This is a genomic window from Pseudomonas sp. PS01301 (assembly GCF_029960215.1).
In the GTDB taxonomy this organism is placed as follows: Bacteria; Pseudomonadota; Gammaproteobacteria; order Pseudomonadales; family Pseudomonadaceae; genus Aquipseudomonas; species Aquipseudomonas coleopterorum.
In genome coordinates this window covers 54976-72272 of sequence record NZ_JASCPM010000005.1, presented here as the reverse complement: position 1 = coordinate 72272, position 17297 = coordinate 54976, and the positions used below count along the sequence as shown (strand labels likewise).

At 62.1% G+C, this 17297-nt stretch carries 19 protein-coding genes; 12 read left to right on the top strand and 7 right to left on the bottom strand.

Features of this window, described 5'->3' with window-relative positions:
* Nucleotides 1-12 precede the first annotated feature (12 nt).
* A complete protein-coding gene (locus QMX89_RS04010; protein WP_282347055.1) occupies nucleotides 13-909 on the top strand; it encodes a LysR family transcriptional regulator in 897 nt (298 codons plus the stop codon).
* Here QMX89_RS04010 and QMX89_RS04005 read toward each other — a convergent pair.
* Nucleotides 906-1229 (bottom strand): DUF883 family protein, encoded by a 324-nt coding sequence (locus tag QMX89_RS04005; RefSeq protein ID WP_282347053.1) that lies wholly within the window; start codon nucleotides 1227-1229, stop codon nucleotides 906-908. The two genes, QMX89_RS04010 and QMX89_RS04005, sit on opposite strands and share 4 nt — an antisense overlap.
* 143 nt (nucleotides 1230-1372) lie before the next feature.
* Between QMX89_RS04005 and QMX89_RS04000 the strand changes: the two genes are divergently transcribed.
* On the top strand, nucleotides 1373-1588 hold the full coding sequence (locus QMX89_RS04000) for a dodecin (RefSeq protein WP_043191958.1): 216 nt from the start codon (nucleotides 1373-1375) through the stop codon (nucleotides 1586-1588).
* A gap of 132 nt (nucleotides 1589-1720) precedes the next feature.
* Nucleotides 1721-1945: a DUF1161 domain-containing protein gene (locus QMX89_RS03995; protein ID WP_049860487.1), complete on the top strand. Its 225-nt coding sequence runs from the start codon at nucleotides 1721-1723 to the stop codon at nucleotides 1943-1945.
* A 101-nt stretch (nucleotides 1946-2046) separates the two neighbouring features.
* Here QMX89_RS03995 and QMX89_RS03990 read toward each other — a convergent pair whose 3' ends face one another.
* Nucleotides 2047-3048: an LLM class flavin-dependent oxidoreductase gene (locus tag QMX89_RS03990; protein WP_056844870.1), complete on the bottom strand. Its 1002-nt coding sequence runs from the start codon at nucleotides 3046-3048 to the stop codon at nucleotides 2047-2049.
* A gap of 211 nt (nucleotides 3049-3259) precedes the next feature.
* Between QMX89_RS03990 and QMX89_RS03985 the strand changes: the two genes are divergently transcribed.
* Both QMX89_RS03985 and QMX89_RS03980 read left to right on the top strand, forming a co-directional pair.
* Complete coding sequence (locus QMX89_RS03985) at nucleotides 3260-3685, top strand: OsmC family protein (protein ID WP_282347180.1); 426 nt, start codon at nucleotides 3260-3262, stop codon at nucleotides 3683-3685.
* A gap of 53 nt (nucleotides 3686-3738) precedes the next feature.
* On the top strand, nucleotides 3739-3972 hold the full coding sequence (locus tag QMX89_RS03980) for a DUF1161 domain-containing protein (protein WP_049860489.1): 234 nt from the start codon (nucleotides 3739-3741) through the stop codon (nucleotides 3970-3972).
* A gap of 42 nt (nucleotides 3973-4014) precedes the next feature.
* Here the strand turns inward: QMX89_RS03980 and QMX89_RS03975 are convergent, their stop codons facing one another.
* Nucleotides 4015-4428 (bottom strand): hypothetical protein, encoded by a 414-nt coding sequence (locus QMX89_RS03975; protein ID WP_282347049.1) that lies wholly within the window; start codon nucleotides 4426-4428, stop codon nucleotides 4015-4017.
* A gap of 110 nt (nucleotides 4429-4538) precedes the next feature.
* Nucleotides 4539-4952 carry a hypothetical protein gene (locus tag QMX89_RS03970; protein WP_122743074.1) on the bottom strand — a complete coding sequence of 138 codons (414 nt, stop codon included), beginning with the start codon at nucleotides 4950-4952 and terminating at the stop codon, nucleotides 4539-4541.
* Nucleotides 4953-5035: 83 nt separating this feature from the next.
* On the opposite strand from QMX89_RS03970, the gene QMX89_RS03965 reads away from it, so the two are divergent.
* Nucleotides 5036-6121 (top strand): aminopeptidase, encoded by a 1086-nt coding sequence (locus QMX89_RS03965; RefSeq protein ID WP_282347045.1) that lies wholly within the window; start codon nucleotides 5036-5038, stop codon nucleotides 6119-6121.
* A 112-nt stretch (nucleotides 6122-6233) separates the two neighbouring features.
* On the opposite strand, the gene QMX89_RS03960 is transcribed toward QMX89_RS03965, so the two are convergent.
* Together QMX89_RS03960 and QMX89_RS03955 are read right to left on the bottom strand one after the other, a co-directional pair.
* The gene (locus QMX89_RS03960) at nucleotides 6234-6890 is read right to left on the bottom strand and encodes an HAD family hydrolase (RefSeq protein WP_090361751.1); all 657 of its coding nucleotides are present in this window, start codon (nucleotides 6888-6890) and stop codon (nucleotides 6234-6236) included.
* A gap of 4 nt (nucleotides 6891-6894) precedes the next feature.
* Nucleotides 6895-7440, bottom strand: coding sequence for a gamma carbonic anhydrase family protein (locus QMX89_RS03955; RefSeq protein WP_043191947.1), 546 nt, complete (start codon nucleotides 7438-7440; stop codon nucleotides 6895-6897).
* A gap of 91 nt (nucleotides 7441-7531) precedes the next feature.
* Here QMX89_RS03955 and prlC point away from each other — a divergent pair, with 91 nt between their 5' ends.
* From prlC to QMX89_RS03925, 6 genes are all read left to right on the top strand, one after another.
* A complete protein-coding gene (gene prlC / locus QMX89_RS03950) occupies nucleotides 7532-9580 on the top strand; it encodes an oligopeptidase A (RefSeq protein WP_282347035.1) in 2049 nt (682 codons plus the stop codon).
* On the top strand, nucleotides 9577-9834 hold the full coding sequence (locus QMX89_RS03945; RefSeq protein ID WP_043191945.1) for a YheV family putative zinc ribbon protein: 258 nt from the start codon (nucleotides 9577-9579) through the stop codon (nucleotides 9832-9834). Before prlC ends, QMX89_RS03945 begins: the two co-directional genes overlap by 4 nt.
* Nucleotides 9835-9954: 120 nt before the next feature.
* Nucleotides 9955-12024 (top strand): M3 family metallopeptidase, encoded by a 2070-nt coding sequence (locus QMX89_RS03940; RefSeq protein ID WP_282347027.1) that lies wholly within the window; start codon nucleotides 9955-9957, stop codon nucleotides 12022-12024.
* Between the two features lie 253 nt (nucleotides 12025-12277).
* A complete protein-coding gene (locus QMX89_RS03935; RefSeq protein WP_049860496.1) occupies nucleotides 12278-13015 on the top strand; it encodes a gluconate 2-dehydrogenase subunit 3 family protein in 738 nt (245 codons plus the stop codon).
* Between the two features lies 1 nt (nucleotide 13016).
* Complete coding sequence (locus QMX89_RS03930) at nucleotides 13017-14801, top strand: GMC family oxidoreductase (protein WP_049860497.1); 1785 nt, start codon at nucleotides 13017-13019, stop codon at nucleotides 14799-14801.
* 11 nt (nucleotides 14802-14812) lie between these two features.
* The gene (locus QMX89_RS03925; protein ID WP_282347022.1) at nucleotides 14813-16126 is read left to right on the top strand and encodes a cytochrome c; all 1314 of its coding nucleotides are present in this window, start codon (nucleotides 14813-14815) and stop codon (nucleotides 16124-16126) included.
* 385 nt (nucleotides 16127-16511) lie between these two features.
* On the opposite strand, the gene QMX89_RS03920 is transcribed toward QMX89_RS03925, so the two are convergent.
* Nucleotides 16512-17198 carry a FadR/GntR family transcriptional regulator gene (locus tag QMX89_RS03920; protein ID WP_056844879.1) on the bottom strand — a complete coding sequence of 229 codons (687 nt, stop codon included), beginning with the start codon at nucleotides 17196-17198 and terminating at the stop codon, nucleotides 16512-16514.
* Nucleotides 17199-17297 lie beyond the last annotated feature (99 nt).

The following is a 17297-nucleotide window of genomic DNA, read 5'->3' as shown; positions in this document are numbered from 1 at the left end:
TCTCACATTACCATGAGCCGTGACCTGCCCCCGCTGAATGCTCTCAAGGCATTCGAAGCCACTGCCCGCCTCAACAGCGTCAGCAAGGCGGCTGAATCCCTGAGCGTGACCCACGGTGCCGTCAGCCGACAACTGAAGCTGCTCGAAGAGCATCTGGGCATCGCATTGTTCGTCAAGCAGGGACGTGGCCTGAAACTCACAGATGCCGGCAGTCGGCTACGCGATGCCAGCGCCGAGGCTTTCGAACGCCTGCGTCTGGTCTGTGCGGAATTGAGTCAGGCCCATGCTCAAGCGCCGTTCGTCCTGGGCTGCTCGGGAAGCCTGCTGGCGCGCTGGTTCATCCCGCGTCTGGGTCGGTTGAACAGCGACTTGCCGGACTTGCGCCTGCACCTATCGGCCGGCGAAGGCGATCTGGACCCTCGCCGTCCTGGCCTGGACGCCTTGCTGATGTTTGCCGAACCACCCTGGCCCGCCGACATGGACGTGTTCGAACTGGCCGAAGAACGCATCGGACCGGTGCTCAGCCCGCGCTTCCATGGATTCGAGGCCTTGCAGAATTGTGCCGCCAAGGACTTGCTCAAGCACGCGCTGTTGCACACGACATCACGGCCACAGGCCTGGCCCAGCTGGGCACGGCGCAACGGCCTGGAACCCGAGGCATTGACCTTGGGACAGGGGTTCGAGCATTTGTATTATCTGCTGGAAGCCGCAGTGGCTGGACTAGGCATTGCCATCGCACCCGAACCGCTGGTGATCGATGACCTGCGGGCCGGGCGTCTGGCCGCGCCATGGGGTTTTACGCAAACCCCGGCGCGGCTGGCGCTTTGGGTCCCGCGGCGCGCCTCGGATGGGCGCGCCCGACAACTGGCGCTATGGCTCAAGCAAGAGCTGGCGCGCCAGGTCGATTAGTTGCTGCGATTGCACATCAGGTAAGCGGCAATCAGGCCCAGCGCGCCGACGGCCACGCCAGCTGCTGCCCAAGGGTGCTCTTGAGCGTATTCACGGGTAGCGATACCGGTTTCCTTGGTCTTGACCTTCACTTCTTCGTACGCATCGCTGATCAGGCTGCGCGAGTGACTCAGCGCGGTCTCGGCATTGGCCTTCAGCGCTTTGAGGGTCTTGCGCGACTCCTCGGTGGAATCTTCCTTCAGGCTTTCCAGGGAGCGCAGCAGACTTTCGATTTCTGCTTCCATGCTTTGCAGCGAGGCCTTGCGGGTCGAAATTGCCATCGGTATCTCTCCTTCGTTGTGATGAATAGCGTGTGTAGATTCCGACTGCGCGGCAGGATGAAAGTGCAGTGCGTATGAACTTTTAGCGCAGAAATCCCCACACAGGTAGACAACCTTTCGTAGTCCATCCACTGGAGAGCACCATGAGCGATCACCACACGTACAAGAAAGTCGAACTGGTCGGTTCCTCGACCACCACCATCGAAGACGCCATCAACAATGCTTTGGCCGAAGCGAGCAAGAGCATCGAGAAAATGGAATGGTTCGAAGTGACCGAAACCCGTGGTCACATCGAAGATGGCCGGGTGGCGCATTTCCAGGTCACGCTGAAAGTCGGCTTCCGTATTCAAAATAGCTGACAGAAAACACGGAATCTTCCGACTGGCCGAATGCCATAGGTTAAGTTACAACACCCTCCCGGCGTATCGACCTGACCACAGGCGATCCGCCGTTTGTCTTAAAGCGGCAGTACCAAACCAAGGATGCAAGCGATGAAGCGAATTTTGTTGGCTGTGGGTTTGTTGAGCGTGGCAAGCGGCGTGTTCGCTGCAGGCAAGCCGTGCGAGGAGCTCAAGAGCGAAATCGCCGCGAAGATCGATGCCAACGGCGTGTCGGGTTACACGCTGGAAGTGGTCGACAATGTCACTCCGGATGAAGGTTTCCAGGTTGTCGGTTCGTGTGAAGGCGGCACCAAGGCCATCGTCTACAAGCGCTGATGACGTTGCTGCCATGACCCGCTCCCGCAGGATATTAAATCCCCTGTAGGAGCGGTCAGCGGCCGCGAACAGGCGCCGCAGCAACTCAGGTCAGTGCACGCTCAGCCCTGCATCACCTGCGCCAACAGCTCATAGGATCTGAGCCGATCGGCATGTTCATACAGATCGCACGTGAAGATCAGTTCGTCCGCCTGCGTCTGCTCCTGCAACACCTCAAGCTTGGCCTGGATCTTCGCCGGTCCCCCCACCACCGCCAAGCCCAGAAAGTCCCCGACCGCAGCCTTTTCATGGGGCAACCACAACCCTTCCATGCTCTTGACCGGTGGCTGCTGCACCAGGGTCTGGCCACGCATCAGGTTGAGAATGCGCTGGTAGACCGAAGTGGCCAGGTAGTCTGCGTGCTCGTCGCTGTCGGCGGCCACCAATGGCACACCGAGCATCACATACGGCTTGTCCAACACCTCGGAAGGCTGGAAATGGGCGCGATAGACACGGATCGCCTCATGCATGTAACGCGGCGCAAAATGCGATGCGAAGGCATAGGGAAGGCCATACATGCCTGCCAGCTGAGCACTGAACAGGCTCGAGCCCAGCAGCCAGATCGGCACGTTGGTTCCGCTACCCGGCACGGCGATCACTTTCTGATCAGGAGTACGAGGCCCCAAGTAGGCCATCAGCTCGCGAACGTCGTCGGGAAAATCGTCGGCACTGCCAGAGCGTTCACGGCGCAGCGCGCGCGCGGTCATCTGGTCCGACCCAGGCGCGCGGCCCAGGCCCAGGTCGATGCGTCCTGGATACAGACTTTCCAGCGTGCCGAACTGTTCGGCGATCACCAGCGGCGCATGGTTGGGCAACATCACCCCGCCCGAGCCCACGCGGATCGAGGACGTGCCGCCGGCCAGATAGCCCAGCAGCACGGAGGTCGCCGAGCTGGCGATGCCGTCCATGTTGTGGTGCTCGGCCACCCAAAAGCGGTTGTAGCCCCAGGTTTCGGCATGGCGCGCCAGGTCCAGGGCATTGTGCAGCGACCGTGCCGGGCCATGGTCGGCACGTACGGGCACAAGGTCGAGGACGGAGTATTTCGTATCGGTCAAAACGGTCATGATCAATGGCATCCTGTGGGTATGTGGCAGGTGGGATGCCCCGCGCATCTTTGCTACCGAATGTTTATTTCTTATGAATAGTCAGTATGGGCATCTTGCCCGGATTCAATAGCCAGCTGTCCGAATCGCGCTGAACTTGCCCAGCGCCCTGCCCTCTGAACACATGACACCGCGCGAACCCGTCGCGCCCATCATGGAGGCTTTTATGAGCATCAAGAAAACCGCATCGGCTGTCTGGAAAGGCGATCTGAAAACCGGTAAGGGCGAGATTTCCACTCAGAGCGGCGCTCTGAAAAGCAATCCCTACGGCTTCAACACCCGTTTCGAAGGCCAGCCGGGCACCAATCCGGAAGAGCTGATCGGCGCAGCGCATGCCGGCTGTTTCTCCATGGCATTCTCGATGATCCTGGGCGGCGAAGGCTTCACCCCCGATGAAATCAAGACTTCCGCCGAAGTCAGCCTGGACAAGGAAGGCGAAGGTTTTGCAATCACCGCCATCAAGCTGACCATGTCGGCCAAGATCCCGAACATCGATCAGTCCAAGTTCGAAGAACTGGCCAACAAGGCGAAGGAAGGCTGCCCGGTATCGAAAGTACTGAACGCCGACATCACCCTGAGCGCCACCCTGGAATCTTGAGGTAGCGTGCGCCTGGTTGCCTTACACTGCCCACTCATCAGGAGAATCGAGTCATGAAGCAATTGATTTTGGCGATGGCGTGCAGTGTGTTGGCAACCACGGCGTTGGCAGCACCCAAGCCATGTGAGGATTTGAAGGCCGAAATCGAGGCCAAGATCCAGGCCCAGGGTGTCACATCGTACACACTGGAAATTGTCGACAACCTAGATGCCAAGGACCCGAATATGGTCGTGGGCTCCTGCGACAATGGCACGCGCAAGATCGTCTATCAGAAAAACGACGACTGATTGCGCTGCGGTGCAATCACGCCATGGCGCTCAAGCAGCCGCTCAGGGAATGCAGTGAATGGCCCGGTCCTCGGCCACGATCTGCCTGCTCGAATCATATAGCCGCGCACTGGCTTGCATGGCAATCGCCCTGCCCTCCAACCGGTAGCGCTCGCCAGCCTTGAAACCGTCATAGCGCACGGTCAGGTAGCAGGTACGGTCGAACGGGTCGTTGACCAGCCCGCCTCCGGCATACATCTCGTAATCAAACCGCACTTCAAGCTCATGGCTTCCGGGATTCACCTGGAAATAGCGCCCATCGTTGAGCTTGCGGCCATCCAGACTTTCCGCCATGACCAGGCGCCCGGTCGTGGTGAACATGTCGATCCAGGCTTTGCCCGGATCGACGGTGGGCAACGGCGGGTTGGCGCAGCCAGCGAGCGTGGCGAAGGTCAACAGGGCGAGCATGGCGCGCATGGGAGTTCCTTGGCTGCAGAGAACCATCGGCAAGACGAGTATCGAGTCTAGAAGCTTTGTGCCGACGGCGCGAGTCGGCGCCGTCAGTGGTTATACCGGGTGAGCGGTGCTCAAGTGCTCTGACAGCCCGCGGGTTGGGCCTGGCCGACCAGCTTGCGCTGCTCGTCGTAGAGTCTGGCCCAAGGGCTGAAGCCGACGCTGCCCGCTTCCAGGAAATAGCGTTGGCCCGCATCGAAGCTTGCGTAGGTAACGTTCAATTCACAATTACGCCACAGCGGTGCGGGCACCGGACCGATGTTGGTTGGCTCTACCGGAAATTGCAGGCGTACGGTCAGCTCATGGCGGCCGGGTTCGACTTCGAAATAACGCGTGTCGGTCCATTCCTTCTCGTCGACCTGGGTCGCGTGCAGGGCGTTGTGATCGTCGGCCGCAAGGTCGATCCAGGCCTGGTTTGGATCCGGGTCGGGCAGTCCGGCACAGCCGGCAAGCGTCAGCAGGCTGCTGGCAATGATCAATGCGCGCATGGAATTCTCCTCATGGGATCGTAAGATGCAGGGTCAGCGCCGATAACACCTGCTCGCTGGCGGGCCTGGCCATGGAAAACCACATGCATGAATTCGTTGTTGTTCGTCGTTCCATTCTTGCCGCACTCGACCGCGGTTTGCGCCTGTTTGTTCCCCTGAGCCTGCTGTTCCTGCTCAACGGTTGCAGCAGCGCGGGCTATTACGGCCAGTTGATGCAGGGCCAGTGGCAGCTGTTGCAGGCACGCGAGCCGGTGGCGCAGATCCTTGCCGATCCGTCGCGCGACCCGCGGCTGCGCGAGCAATTGCAGCGTGCCCAGGCGGCCCGCGACTTCGCCAGCGAGCACTTGCATCTGCCGGACAACCGCAGCTATCGCCTGTACGCCGACATCGGTCGGCCATTGGTGGTGTGGAACGTGTTCGCCACACCGGAGTTTTCCCTGGCGCCGTTGACCCATTGCTTCCCCGTTGCCGGGTGTGTGGCTTATCGCGGTTACTACAGTCAGTCCGGTGCTCGGGGTGAAGCGGCGTTGCAGAAGCTGGCGGGCCAGGATGTGTATGTCGGGGGCGTCGAGGCTTACTCGACCCTGGGCTGGTTCGACGATCCGATTCTCAACACCATGCTCGGTTGGGGCGACGAGCGTCTGGCCACTCTGATCTTCCATGAGCTGGCGCATCAGCGTGTGTATGTGAAAGACGACACCGAATTCAATGAGTCCTTCGCCACCTTCGTCGAGCAGGAAGGCACCCGGCAGTGGCGTGTCCAGCGAGGATTGCCGTCGGCGGCAAGCACGCTGGTGGCGCAACGTGACCAGTTCACCGCATTGGTGCTCGCGACCCGCGAACGCTTGGCTGCGCTGTACGCCCAACCGTTATCAGCGCAGGCCCTGCGCACGGGCAAGGCTGCCGAGTTCGAGCGTTTGCGTCGTGAGTATCGCCAGCTGCGTGATGGGCCTTGGCAGGGAGACAGGCGTTTCGATGCCTGGATCAACGGGCCGATGAACAATGCCAAGCTGCTGCCGTTTGGCCTGTACGACCAGTGGGTGCCGGCGTTCGCGGGTTTGTTCCGGCAGGTCGCTGGCGATTGGCGCGCCTTTTATGATCGGGCGACGGCACTGGGCAAGTTACCGATGGACGAGCGCAGAGCTGAGTTGGCGCGGTTGGGTGGGTAGTTTTGCAGTGCCCTTTCGGGCCTGTTCGCGGCCACTGGCCGCTCCTACAGGATTGCGAGAAGTCTTGTGTAGGAGTGGTCAGTGGCCACGCATGGCCCGCATCGTTACCGATTCATCCTGCGCCTTGCAGGAACGCCTCATGCAGCGCCTGCAACGTGTCGAAATGATACGTCGGGTTCTCCAGGACCAATTCCTCCCGCGAACCGAAACCATAGCCTACCGCCGCGCAATCCAGACCGTTGCGGCGGGCACCGATCAGATCGTGCTTACGGTCGCCGACCATCAAGGTCTGGGCAGGGTCCAGCTTTTCCTGTTCCACGATGTAGGCAATCAGCTGCACCTTGTCGGTCCGCGTGCCATCCAGTTCGCTGCCGTAGATGACCTTGAAGTGCCTGGCGAAATCGAAGTGCCGGGCGATCTCCCGGGCGAATTCCCAGGGTTTTGAAGTGGCGATATACAGATGCCGGCCTTGTCCCTGAAGGGTTTCGAGCAGTGCAATGACACCGGCGAAGATCTGGTTTTCGTACAGACCGGTGACGCGGAAGCGTTCGCGGTAGAAATTCACCGCCTGCCAGGCGCGGGCCTCGTCAAAGCCGTAGGCATGCATGAACTGCTCAAGCAGAGGCGGACCGATGAAGTGTTCCAGATTGCGCAGGTCGGGTTCGTCGATGCCCAGCTTGGCCAAGGCATACTGGATGGAGCGGGTGATGCCCTCGCGCGGGTCGGTCAAGGTGCCGTCGAGGTCGAACAGAATGTTTTGATAGTGCACGGAATCAGTCCTTGTCGAAGCCTTCGGCCAGGTGTTGGTCCTTGAGCTTCACGTAGTTGCCAGCGGTATAGGTGAAGAACGCACGTTCCTTGTCCGTCAGCGGCCGGGCCTGCCTGGCCGGACTGCCCACGTACAGAAAGCCGCTCTGCAGGCGTTTGCCCGGAGCTACCAGGCTGCCGGCGCCGATGATCACGTCGTCTTCCACCACCGCGCCGTCCATGACGGTACTGCCCATGCCGACCAGGATGCGATTGCCCAGGGTGCAGCCGTGGAGCATGACTTTGTGTCCAATGGTGACATCGTCGCCGATCAGCAGCGGGAAACCGTCCGGATTGAAAGGGCCGGCATGGGTGATGTGCAGCACGCTGGCATCCTGCACGCTGGTGCGTTTGCCGATGCGGATCCGGTGCATGTCGCCGCGGATCACGGTCAGCGGCCAGACCGAGCTGTCGGTGCCGATCTCGACGTCGCCGATCACCACCGCCGAGCGGTCGACGAAGGCGCGTTCGCCCAGGCGCGGCGTATGCTGCTGGAAATTGCGAATGGCCACGATAGGCATCCTCTGTGTTGTCGATAGCTGCGGTGAGTCGTAATTGTAATTAAGATGTCCCAGTGTTTCTTCATAGCCAAGGTGTTTAACCGTGAGCGCGAATCCCCTTCTGCAGTCCTACGACCTGCCGCCGTTCTCGGCGATCCGTGCCGAGCACGTACAACCGGCGATTGAACAGATCCTGGCCGACAACCGCGCGGCCATTGCCCACATTCTGCAAACCCAGGGCAGCCAGCCTACCTGGGCCGGCCTGGTGCTGGCCATGGACGAGCTGAACGACCGCCTGGGCGCTGCCTGGAGCCCGGTCAGCCACCTCAACGCCGTGTGCAACAGCGCCGAACTGCGCCAGGCCTATGAGGCCTGCCTGCCGGCGCTCAGTGCCTACTCCACCGAATTGGGTCAGAACCGCGAGCTGTTCCAGGCCTTCGAAACCCTGGCCAACAGTCCTGAAGCCGCGGGCTTCGACGTAGCCCAGAAGACCATTCTGGAGCATTCGCTGCGTGACTTCCGCCTGTCCGGTATCGATCTGCCGGTGGATCAGCAGCAGCGCTACGCCCAGGTGCAGAGCAAGCTGTCGGAGCTGGGTAGCCGTTTCTCCAACCAATTGCTCGACGCCACCCAGGCCTGGACCAAGCACGTCACCGACGAAGCGGCCCTGGCCGGGCTGACCGATTCGGCCAAGGCGCAAATGGCGGCCGCAGCCCAGGCCAAGGGTCTGGACGGCTGGCTGATCAGCCTGGAGTTCCCCAGCTATTACGCCGTCATGACCTACGCTCACGACCGCGCCCTGCGTGAAGAAGTCTACGCAGCCTATTGCACCCGCGCCTCGGACCAGGGCCCCAATGCCGGCCAGAACGACAACGGCCCGGTGATGCGCGAGATCCTCGACCTGCGGCAGGAATTGGCCGAGCTGTTGGGCTATGCCAGTTATTCGGAACTGAGCCTGGCCACCAAGATGGCCGAGTCGACCGATCAGGTGCTGACCTTCCTGCGTGACCTGGCCCAGCGCAGCAAGCCGTTCGCGGCCCAGGACCTGGAGCAGCTGCGCGCCTATGCCGCCGAACAGGGCTGTGCCGACCTGCAAAGCTGGGACAGCGGTTTCTACGGGGAAAAACTGCGTGAGCAGCGCTACAGCGTTTCTCAGGAAGCACTGCGCGCCTACTTCCCGATCGACAAGGTACTGGGCGGCCTGTTCGCCATTGTGCAGCGCTTGTACGGTATCGAGATCGCCGAGCAGAAAGGTTTCGACACCTGGCACCCTGACGTGCGCCTGTTCGAGATCAAGGAAAACGGCCAGCACGTGGGCCGCTTCTTCTTCGACCTCTACGCCCGCGCCAACAAGCGTGGCGGCGCCTGGATGGACGGCGCCCGCGACCGCCGTCGCACCGAGAATGGCGAGCTGCAGAGCCCGGTGGCCAACCTGGTGTGCAACTTCACCCCGGCCGATGCCGGCAAGCCGGCGCTGCTGACTCACGACGAAGTCACCACGCTGTTCCACGAATTCGGCCACGGCCTGCACCACTTGCTGACGCGGGTCGAGCACGTCGGCGTGTCGGGTATCAACGGCGTGGCGTGGGATGCGGTCGAGCTGCCCAGCCAGTTCATGGAAAACTGGTGCTGGGAGCCCGAAGGCCTGGCCTTGATCTCGGGTCACTACGAAACCGGCGAGCCGCTGCCTCAGGACCTGCTGGAAAAGATGCTGGCGGCGAAAAACTTCCAGTCTGGCCTGATGATGGTCCGCCAGATCGAGTTCTCGCTGTTCGACTTCGAGCTGCATGCCTCCCATGGCGATGGCCGCAGCGTGATGGAAGTGCTGGACGGTGTGCGTGACGAGGTTTCGGTCATGCGTCCGCCGGCCTACAACCGCTTTCCCAACAGCTTCGCGCACATCTTCGCCGGTGGCTACGCGGCAGGCTATTACAGCTACAAGTGGGCTGAAGTGCTGTCGGCCGATGCGTTCAGCAAGTTCGAGGAAGACGGTGTGCTCAATGCCGACACCGGTCGCGCCTTCCGCGAAGCCATTCTGGCGCGTGGCGGATCGCAGGCTCCGATGGTGTTGTTCGTCGACTTCCGCGGTCGCGAGCCGTCCATCGATGCCCTGCTGCGCCATAGCGGTCTGAGCGAGGAAGCGGCGGCATGATCACCAAGAAACGCTTCATCGCCGGGGCCGTCTGCCCGGCCTGCAGCGAGCCGGACAAGCTGATGATGTGGAGCGTCGACGAGGTCCCCCATCGTGAGTGCGTGGCCTGTGGTTACAGCGACACGCTCAATGCGCAGGGCCAGTCGGTGCCCAGCGAACTGGGCACGCGGGTCAACAAGGTGGCCGTCAAGGTCGCCCGGCCCACCTCGCAACCGGTGCAGTTCTTCCCCAACCCCAAGCTCAAGAAACCTTGAGCCAGGCTTGCCGTCGACTTGCCGCAAGGGCAGGTCGACGGCAATAGCCGGCTACCACTTCACAGGTTGTTCGCCTTCCTAGACTGGCTCGCCACTCAGGCGTCACTCAAGGAATCGAACATGACCACCGCACCCTCGTCGGTACTCCCCGCGCTTCTTGCCGACAACCCCTTGCTGGGCAACCACGAGATAGTCCCCTATCACCTCATCAAGGCCGAACACGTCGAGCCGGCCATCACCCATGTGATCGAGAGCAACTTGCGTCAGCTAGCGCAACTACTCCCCGAGCAGCTCGAATCACCCACGTGGGAAGGCTTGGTCAAGCCATTGGAAGACATGCATCAGCGCTTGCTGGCGGTGCTGCAACCCGAGCAGTTGCTCAGTCGCCATCACCATCTGGCGGTGATCGAGGCTTATGCGAAATGCCGCGAGCGGGTACGGGCCTATGAGTCGGCCATCAAACACAACCGCACGGTGCAGGCCGCCTTGCAACTGCTGCAGCAAAGCCCGCAGGCCCTCGAATTCGATTCGACCCAGCAGGCGGCATTGAATCACGCCCTGCGCGCCGCGCGATTGGCCGGGGTGGGCACTGCGCGTGCGACCCAGATGCGCATCGAACGCCTGCACGTGGAACTGGCGGGGTTGTACCAGACGTTCGCCGATAACCTGGACGCGGCCAGCCAGGCCTGGACCTTGGCCTTCGACGACGAAGCTGCACTGGCGGGTATCGCCCCCGCCGTACGCGCCAGCATGGCCCAGCGGGCACGCGAGGCCGGCCTTTCCGGTTGGCTACTGACCCTGGAACTGCCGATGGTGCTGGCGGTGGCGAGCCAGGCTCACGACCGCTCGCTGCGCGAACAGGTGTACAAGGCCTTCTACACCCAGGCTTCGGACCAGGGCCCGCGCGCTGGAGAGAATGACAACGGGCCGGTGCTGCAACGCATCCTCGCGGCCCGTGCCGAGTTGGCCGAAGCGAGTGGGTATCGCAGCTACGCCTCGCTGGCTCAGGCCACACGCATGTTCGACGAAGCCGCCGACGTGGAGAAGCTGCTGCTGCAGCTGATCGACAAGGTTCGCCCCGCGGCGCAGGCCGAATTCGCCCCTGTGCAGGAACTGGCCGCGCTGTTCAGTGTGCCAACGCTGGAGGCCTGGGACTGCCACTACTATCAGGAAAAATACCTGCAGATCCATCACGGTGTGACGGAACTCAAGGTGCGCGAATATTTCCCCATGCAGGCGGTGATGGACGGCACGCAACACCTGCTGGCCCAGTTGTTCGACGTGCAGTGGCACGAATGCCCGCCAGCACCGCGCCAACCGGCTTCGGTGCGGTTGTTCCAGATCAGCGAAGGGGATCAGGTGCTTGGCTACATTTACCTGGACCTGCACACCCGGCCGAAGAAGCGCGCGGGTGCCTGGATGGAGGCTCTGCGTGACCGCCACCGCTTCGCCGACGGACGCCTGCAACTGCCGATTGCCCATGTGGGCTGTGATTTCGCTGCCCAGACGCCAGAGTTTCCCTGCCTTTTGAGCCTGGGCGATATCCAGACGTTCTTCCACGAGTTGGGCCATGCGTTGCACCACGTGCTGACCCGCATCGATCACGGCAGTGTCTCGGGCATCAAGGGCGTGGCCGAAGATGCGGTGGAACTGCCCAGCGGCGTGTTCGAACACTGGGCCATGCAGCCGGAAATGCTGCAATCGATGTCGCGGCATTATCTGACCGGTGAACGGATCGACAGCGCTTACGTTGAACAGGCGCTCGCGGCCAAGGCTCGCTTCCGCGCCCAGGCCCTGCTGTGGCAGCTCGAATACGCCCTGGTGGACTATCGCCTGCACAGCACGAGCAGTGGGCTTTCACCGCAGGAGATCGGTGAACAGGTGCTTGAAAACACGCAAGTGGTACGTCATCCACCCTATGTGCGTTGGCTCAACACCTTCGCTCACGTATTCACTGCCGCGGACTACGCGGCCGGTTATTACAGTTATGTCTGGGCGCAGGTGCTCGCGGCCCACCTGTTCACTCGCTTCGAACGTGAAGGGCTGTTGGCGAGTCAGGCGGGTGAGGATTTCCAGCGTCTGATTCTGGCCTCCGGCGGAACGCGGCCATTCGCGGAGCTGGTCGAAAGCTTTGCCGGCAGCAAGCCGGGTATCGAGGCGTTACTGGCGGATCTGGGCATCAAGGCTTGACGGATTTGAACAATGACGTCCAGCCAGTCAGTGCATATTGAGGCTGAAACCGGTTTCATTTGCCGTCACAAATAGATACATTTGTCGGTTGAAGCGCCAGGGCGGCATTTTGCCGCGCCTGGCTTCGTGCCGAATGTGTCGCGTCTGCGCCTTCCACAAAGCATCACCCGCCTCTGGCCGCGTGGTGCAACGAACACGTACCGCTGAGCTGCGCATCGATAAAAACCGTATCGAACAGCTGATGAGAACCCTGATGTCCGAGCAAGAAAACAACCCGCGCCGGGATTTTCTGCGCAAAACACTGACCTTGATTCCGGTGGTGACCGTTGCCAGTAGCGGCCTGGGCCTCGGTGCCCTGACGGCCGATGCCCAGGCGGATACGCGGACCGCGCCGCCTAAGCCGGTGCCAACCGCCGATTATCAGCCGTCGTTTTTCACCGCTGAAGAGTGGGCTTTCGTACAGGCCGCGGTGGCTCGGCTGATTCCAGCGGATGACCTGGGCCCCGGTGCCCTGGAAGCCGGCGCAGCGGAATTCATTGATCGGCAGATGAACACCCCGTATGCCACGGGGGCATTGTGGTACATGCAAGGTCCGTTCGTGACCGATGCCCCGCCCCAGATGGGCTATCAACTGCAGCTGGTGCCCCAGCAGATCTACCGTCTGGGCATCGCTGCCACTGATGCCTGGTGCAAGGCTCAATCGGGCAAAGTGTTCGCTGAGCAAGACAGCGCTACCCAGGACCGTATTCTCGGCAAGATCGAAGCCGGAGAGCTGGTTTTCGACGAACTGCCCGCCACTGCCTTCTTCAGTCTGATCCTGCAGAACACCCGTGAAGGCTTCTTCTGTGACCCCGTGCACGGCGGCAACAAGGGCATGGTCGGCTGGACTCAGATCGGTTTTCCCGGCGCACGCGCCGACTTCATGGATTGGGTGGAACGCAACGAGCAATACCCCTTCCCGGCTGTATCGATTCGCGGCGAGAGGGCCTGACATGACAACGGTAATGAAGAAAGTCGACGCGGTCATCGTCGGGTTCGGCTGGACAGGCGCGATCATGGCCAAGGAACTCACCGAGGCAGGTCTCAACGTGGTAGCGCTGGAGCGCGGCCCGATGCAGGACACCTACCCGGACGGCAGTTATCCACAGGTGATCGACGAGTTGACCTACAGCGTGCGCAAGAAGCTGTTTCAGGACATCTCCAAGGAAACCGTGACCATCCGCCACAGCGTCAACGACGTTGCACTGCCCAACCGCCAGTTGGGTGCGTTTCTGCCGGGCAAGGGTGTCGGCGGCGCCGGTCTGCATTGGTCGGGCGTGCACTTCCGTGTCGATCCGATGGAACTGCGCATGCGCAGCCACTACGAGGAGCGCTACGGCAAGCAGTTCATCCCCAAGGACATGACCATCCAGGACTTCGGTGTCAGCTATGAAGAGTTGGAACCGTTCTTCGATTTCGCCGAAAAAGTCTTCGGCACCTCGGGTCAGGCCTGGACGGTGAACGGCGTGCGGGTCGGCGAAGGCAAGGGTGGCAACCCGTATGCACCGGATCGTTCCAACCCGTTCCCGCTGGCCTCGCAGAAGAACACCGTTTCGGCGCAGCTGTTCCAGAAGGCCGCCGCCGAGGTCGGTTACAAGCCGTACAATCTGCCGTCGGCCAATACATCGGGGCCGTACACCAACCCCTATGGTGCGCAGATGGGCCCCTGCAACTTCTGCGGTTTCTGCAGCGGCTATGTCTGCTACATGTATTCCAAGGCGTCACCGAACGTGAACATCCTCCCGGCGTTGCGCCAGGTCGAAACCTTCGAGCTGCGCACCAACGCCCATGTACTGCGGGTCAATCTGGACAGCACCAAGCGCAAGGCGACCGGCGTGACCTACGTCGATGCCCAGGGGCGTGAAGTCGAGCAGCCGGCGGACCTGGTGATTCTCGGTGCTTTCCAGTTCAACAACGTGCGCCTGATGCTGCTTTCCGGCATCGGCCAGCCCTACGATCCCAAGACCGGCGAAGGTGTGGTCGGCAAGAACTTTGCCTACCAGAACATGGCCACCATCAAGGCCTTCTTCGACAAGGACACCCACACCAACAACTTCATCGGCGCCGGTGGCAACGGTGTGGCGTTCGACGACTTCAATGCCGACAACTTCGACCACGGCCCCCATGGCTTCGTCGGCGGCTCGCCGATGTGGGTCAACCAGGCCGGCAGCCGACCCATCGCCGGCACGGCCAATCCACCGGGCACGCCAGCCTGGGGCAGCGCCTGGAAGAAGGCCACCGCCGACTACTACACCCATCAGGTGTCGATGGACGCCCACGGCGCCCATCAATCTTACCGCGGCAACTACCTGGATCTGGATCCGGTGTACCGCGATGCCTATGGCCTGCCGTTGCTGCGCATGACCTTCGACTGGCAGGAAAACGACATCAAGATGAACCGCTTCATGGTCGAGAAAATGAGCAAGGTCGCCCAGGCCATGAACCCCAAGACCATTGCCTTGCTGGGCAAGAAGGTCGGCGAGCATTTCAATACCGCCTCCTACCAGACCACCCACCTTAACGGTGGCGCGATCATGGGCACCGATCCCAAGACCAGTGCGATCAACCGCTACCTGCAGTGCTGGGATGTGCACAACGTGTTCGTTCCAGGCGCCTCGGCCTTTCCCCAGGGGCTGGGCTACAACCCCACCGGCCTGGTGGCGGCACTGACCTACTGGTCGGCACGGGCCATTCGCGAGCAGTACCTGAAGAACCCCGGCCCGCTGGTGCAGGCATAAGGAGCGCAGAGATGAACGTTATCCAGATCGCTGCGCTGACCCTGCTCGCCAGTCTGTTGACCAGCCTGCCGGCCAGGGCCGCAGAGTCCGACGACGCCCTGATCGAGCAGGGCCGTTACCTAGCCCGTGCCGGTGACTGCGTGGCCTGCCATACCGCCAAGGGCGGTGCGCCGTTCGCCGGCGGGTTGGGCATGGAGACGCCGATCGGCACGGTTTACTCGACCAACATCACGCCGCACAGCGACGGCATCGGCAACTACAGCTTCGAAGACTTCGACAAGGCCGTGCGCCACGGCATCGGCAAGAGCGGCAGCAGCCTGTATCCGGCCATGCCCTACCCGTCTTATGCAAGGGTCAGCGACGCCGACATGCACGCCCTGTACGCCTACTTCATGAAGGGCGTGGCGCCGGTGGCCGAACCGAACAAGCCGACCGACATTCCCTGGCCACTGAGCATGCGCTGGCCGCTGGCGATCTGGCGCGGACTGTTCGCCCCTCCGGTCAGCGCCTATCAGCCGCCGCCGGGCTCCGATCCGGTGATCAGCCGCGGCGCCTACCTGGTCGAGGGGCTTGGGCACTGTGGCGCCTGCCATACTCCGCGGGCGATCACGATGCAGGAGAAGGCCCTGAGCGCCGGCGACAACGCCGACTTCCTGGCTGGCAGCGCACCGCTCGAAGGCTGGATCGCCAAGAGCCTGCGCGGCGATCACAAGGACGGTCTGGGCAGCTGGAGCGAAGAGCAACTGGTGCAGTTTCTCAAGACCGGCCGCAGTGATCGCAGTGCGGTGTTCGGCGGCATGAGCGATGTGGTCGAGCACAGCATGCAGTACATGACCCATGAAGACCTCACTGCCATCGCTCGATACCTGAAGACGCTGCCGGCGGTGGACCGTGCCGACAAGCCCCATGAATACGACGCACGTGTGTCTGACGCACTGTGGAAGGGAGACGACAGCAAGGTCGGTGCCGGGGTGTACATCGATAACTGCGCGGCCTGTCATCGGACCGATGGCCAGGGCTACACCCGTGTGTTCCCGGCCTTGGCTGGCAACCCGGTGCTGCAGACCGAGGATGCCAGTTCGCTGATCCATATCGTGCTGGCAGGTGGCACGTTGCCGGCCACGCACACGGCGCCGTCGACCTTCACCATGCCCGGCTTCGCCTGGCGCCTGTCTGATCAGGAAGTGGCTGATGTGGTGAACTTCATCCGCACCAGCTGGGGCAATCAGGGCTCGACGGTGTCTGCCGACGACGTCAAGCAGATGCGCGGCGACGACATGAAGCACACCTCCGGCGATGACCTGGGGCAGTCCACCAGCCACTGATCATGGCTGGCGGCCTCTTCGCGGGCAGAGACCCGCTCCCACAAGGCCGGTTGAGAATTCACCCCGCTGTGGGAGCGGGTCTCTGCCCGCGAAGAGGCCCTCACTGACACCCTCCAGTAAAAAGGCCCCCTCAATCTCAGCCTTGTGGGAGCGGGTCTCTGCCCGCGAAAGGGCCCTCACCGACACCCTCCAGTAAAAAGGCCCCCTCAATCCCAGCCTTGTGGGAGCGGGGCGGGCGGCGAGCCCTCTGCCCGCGAAGGGGCCCTCACTGACCCCCTCCAGTAAAAAGACCCCCCTCAATCCCAGCCTTGTGGGAGCGGGGCGGGCGGCGAGCCCTCTGCCCGCGAAGGGGCCCTCACTGACACCCTCCAGTAAAAAGGCCTCCTCAATCCGCATTGAAACGATCACGGCTGTTGCTCAAATGCAGCCACATCGCCGCCCGTGCCGCATCGGCATCCTGCTTACGAATCGCCTGGTAGATCGCTTCATGTTCCAGGTTCGCCACCTGCCCCAGCTGGGACAGATCGGCATCGCCCTTCTCCAGCGCGTTGAGCCGAGTGCGCGGAATCATCGCATCGCCCAGGTGCTGCATGATGTCGGTGAAATACGTATTGCCGGTCGCCTCGGCGATCAGCAGGTGAAAGCGCTTGTCTTCCTCCACGCAGCTGTCGTTGTTGGCCAGCGAGCGCTGATAGTCGTCCAGTGCCTTGCGCATGCGTTGCAGTTGAGACTCGCTGCGGCGCTTGGCCGCCAGGGCGGCCGCCTGGGTCTCCAATCCCAGACGCAACTCGAGAATGCCGCGCACACTGAGCGCCGTGTCGACGTTCAAACGCAGGCCATGGGCCGGCTCGCGTTGCAACACGAACGTCCCCACCCCATGCCGGGTTTCCACCAGACCCGATGCCTGCAACCGTGACAAGGCTTCGCGCACCACGGTTCTGCTGACGCCGTGCTCGGCAACGATAGCGCCCTCCGACGGCAGCTTGGCACCCGGCGCCAGGGTGCCCAGGCGGATCTGTTGGCTCAAGGCCTCGACCAGCCCATGGGCCAGGCTGTTTGGTCGCTTCGACATCGATGAGGCTCCCGGACGAAAAAACCGATCATACCCTGCGAGCATCTTCCGGGCGCTGCCGGACCAGCCACAGGATGACGCCGACCGTTCAGCAACAGC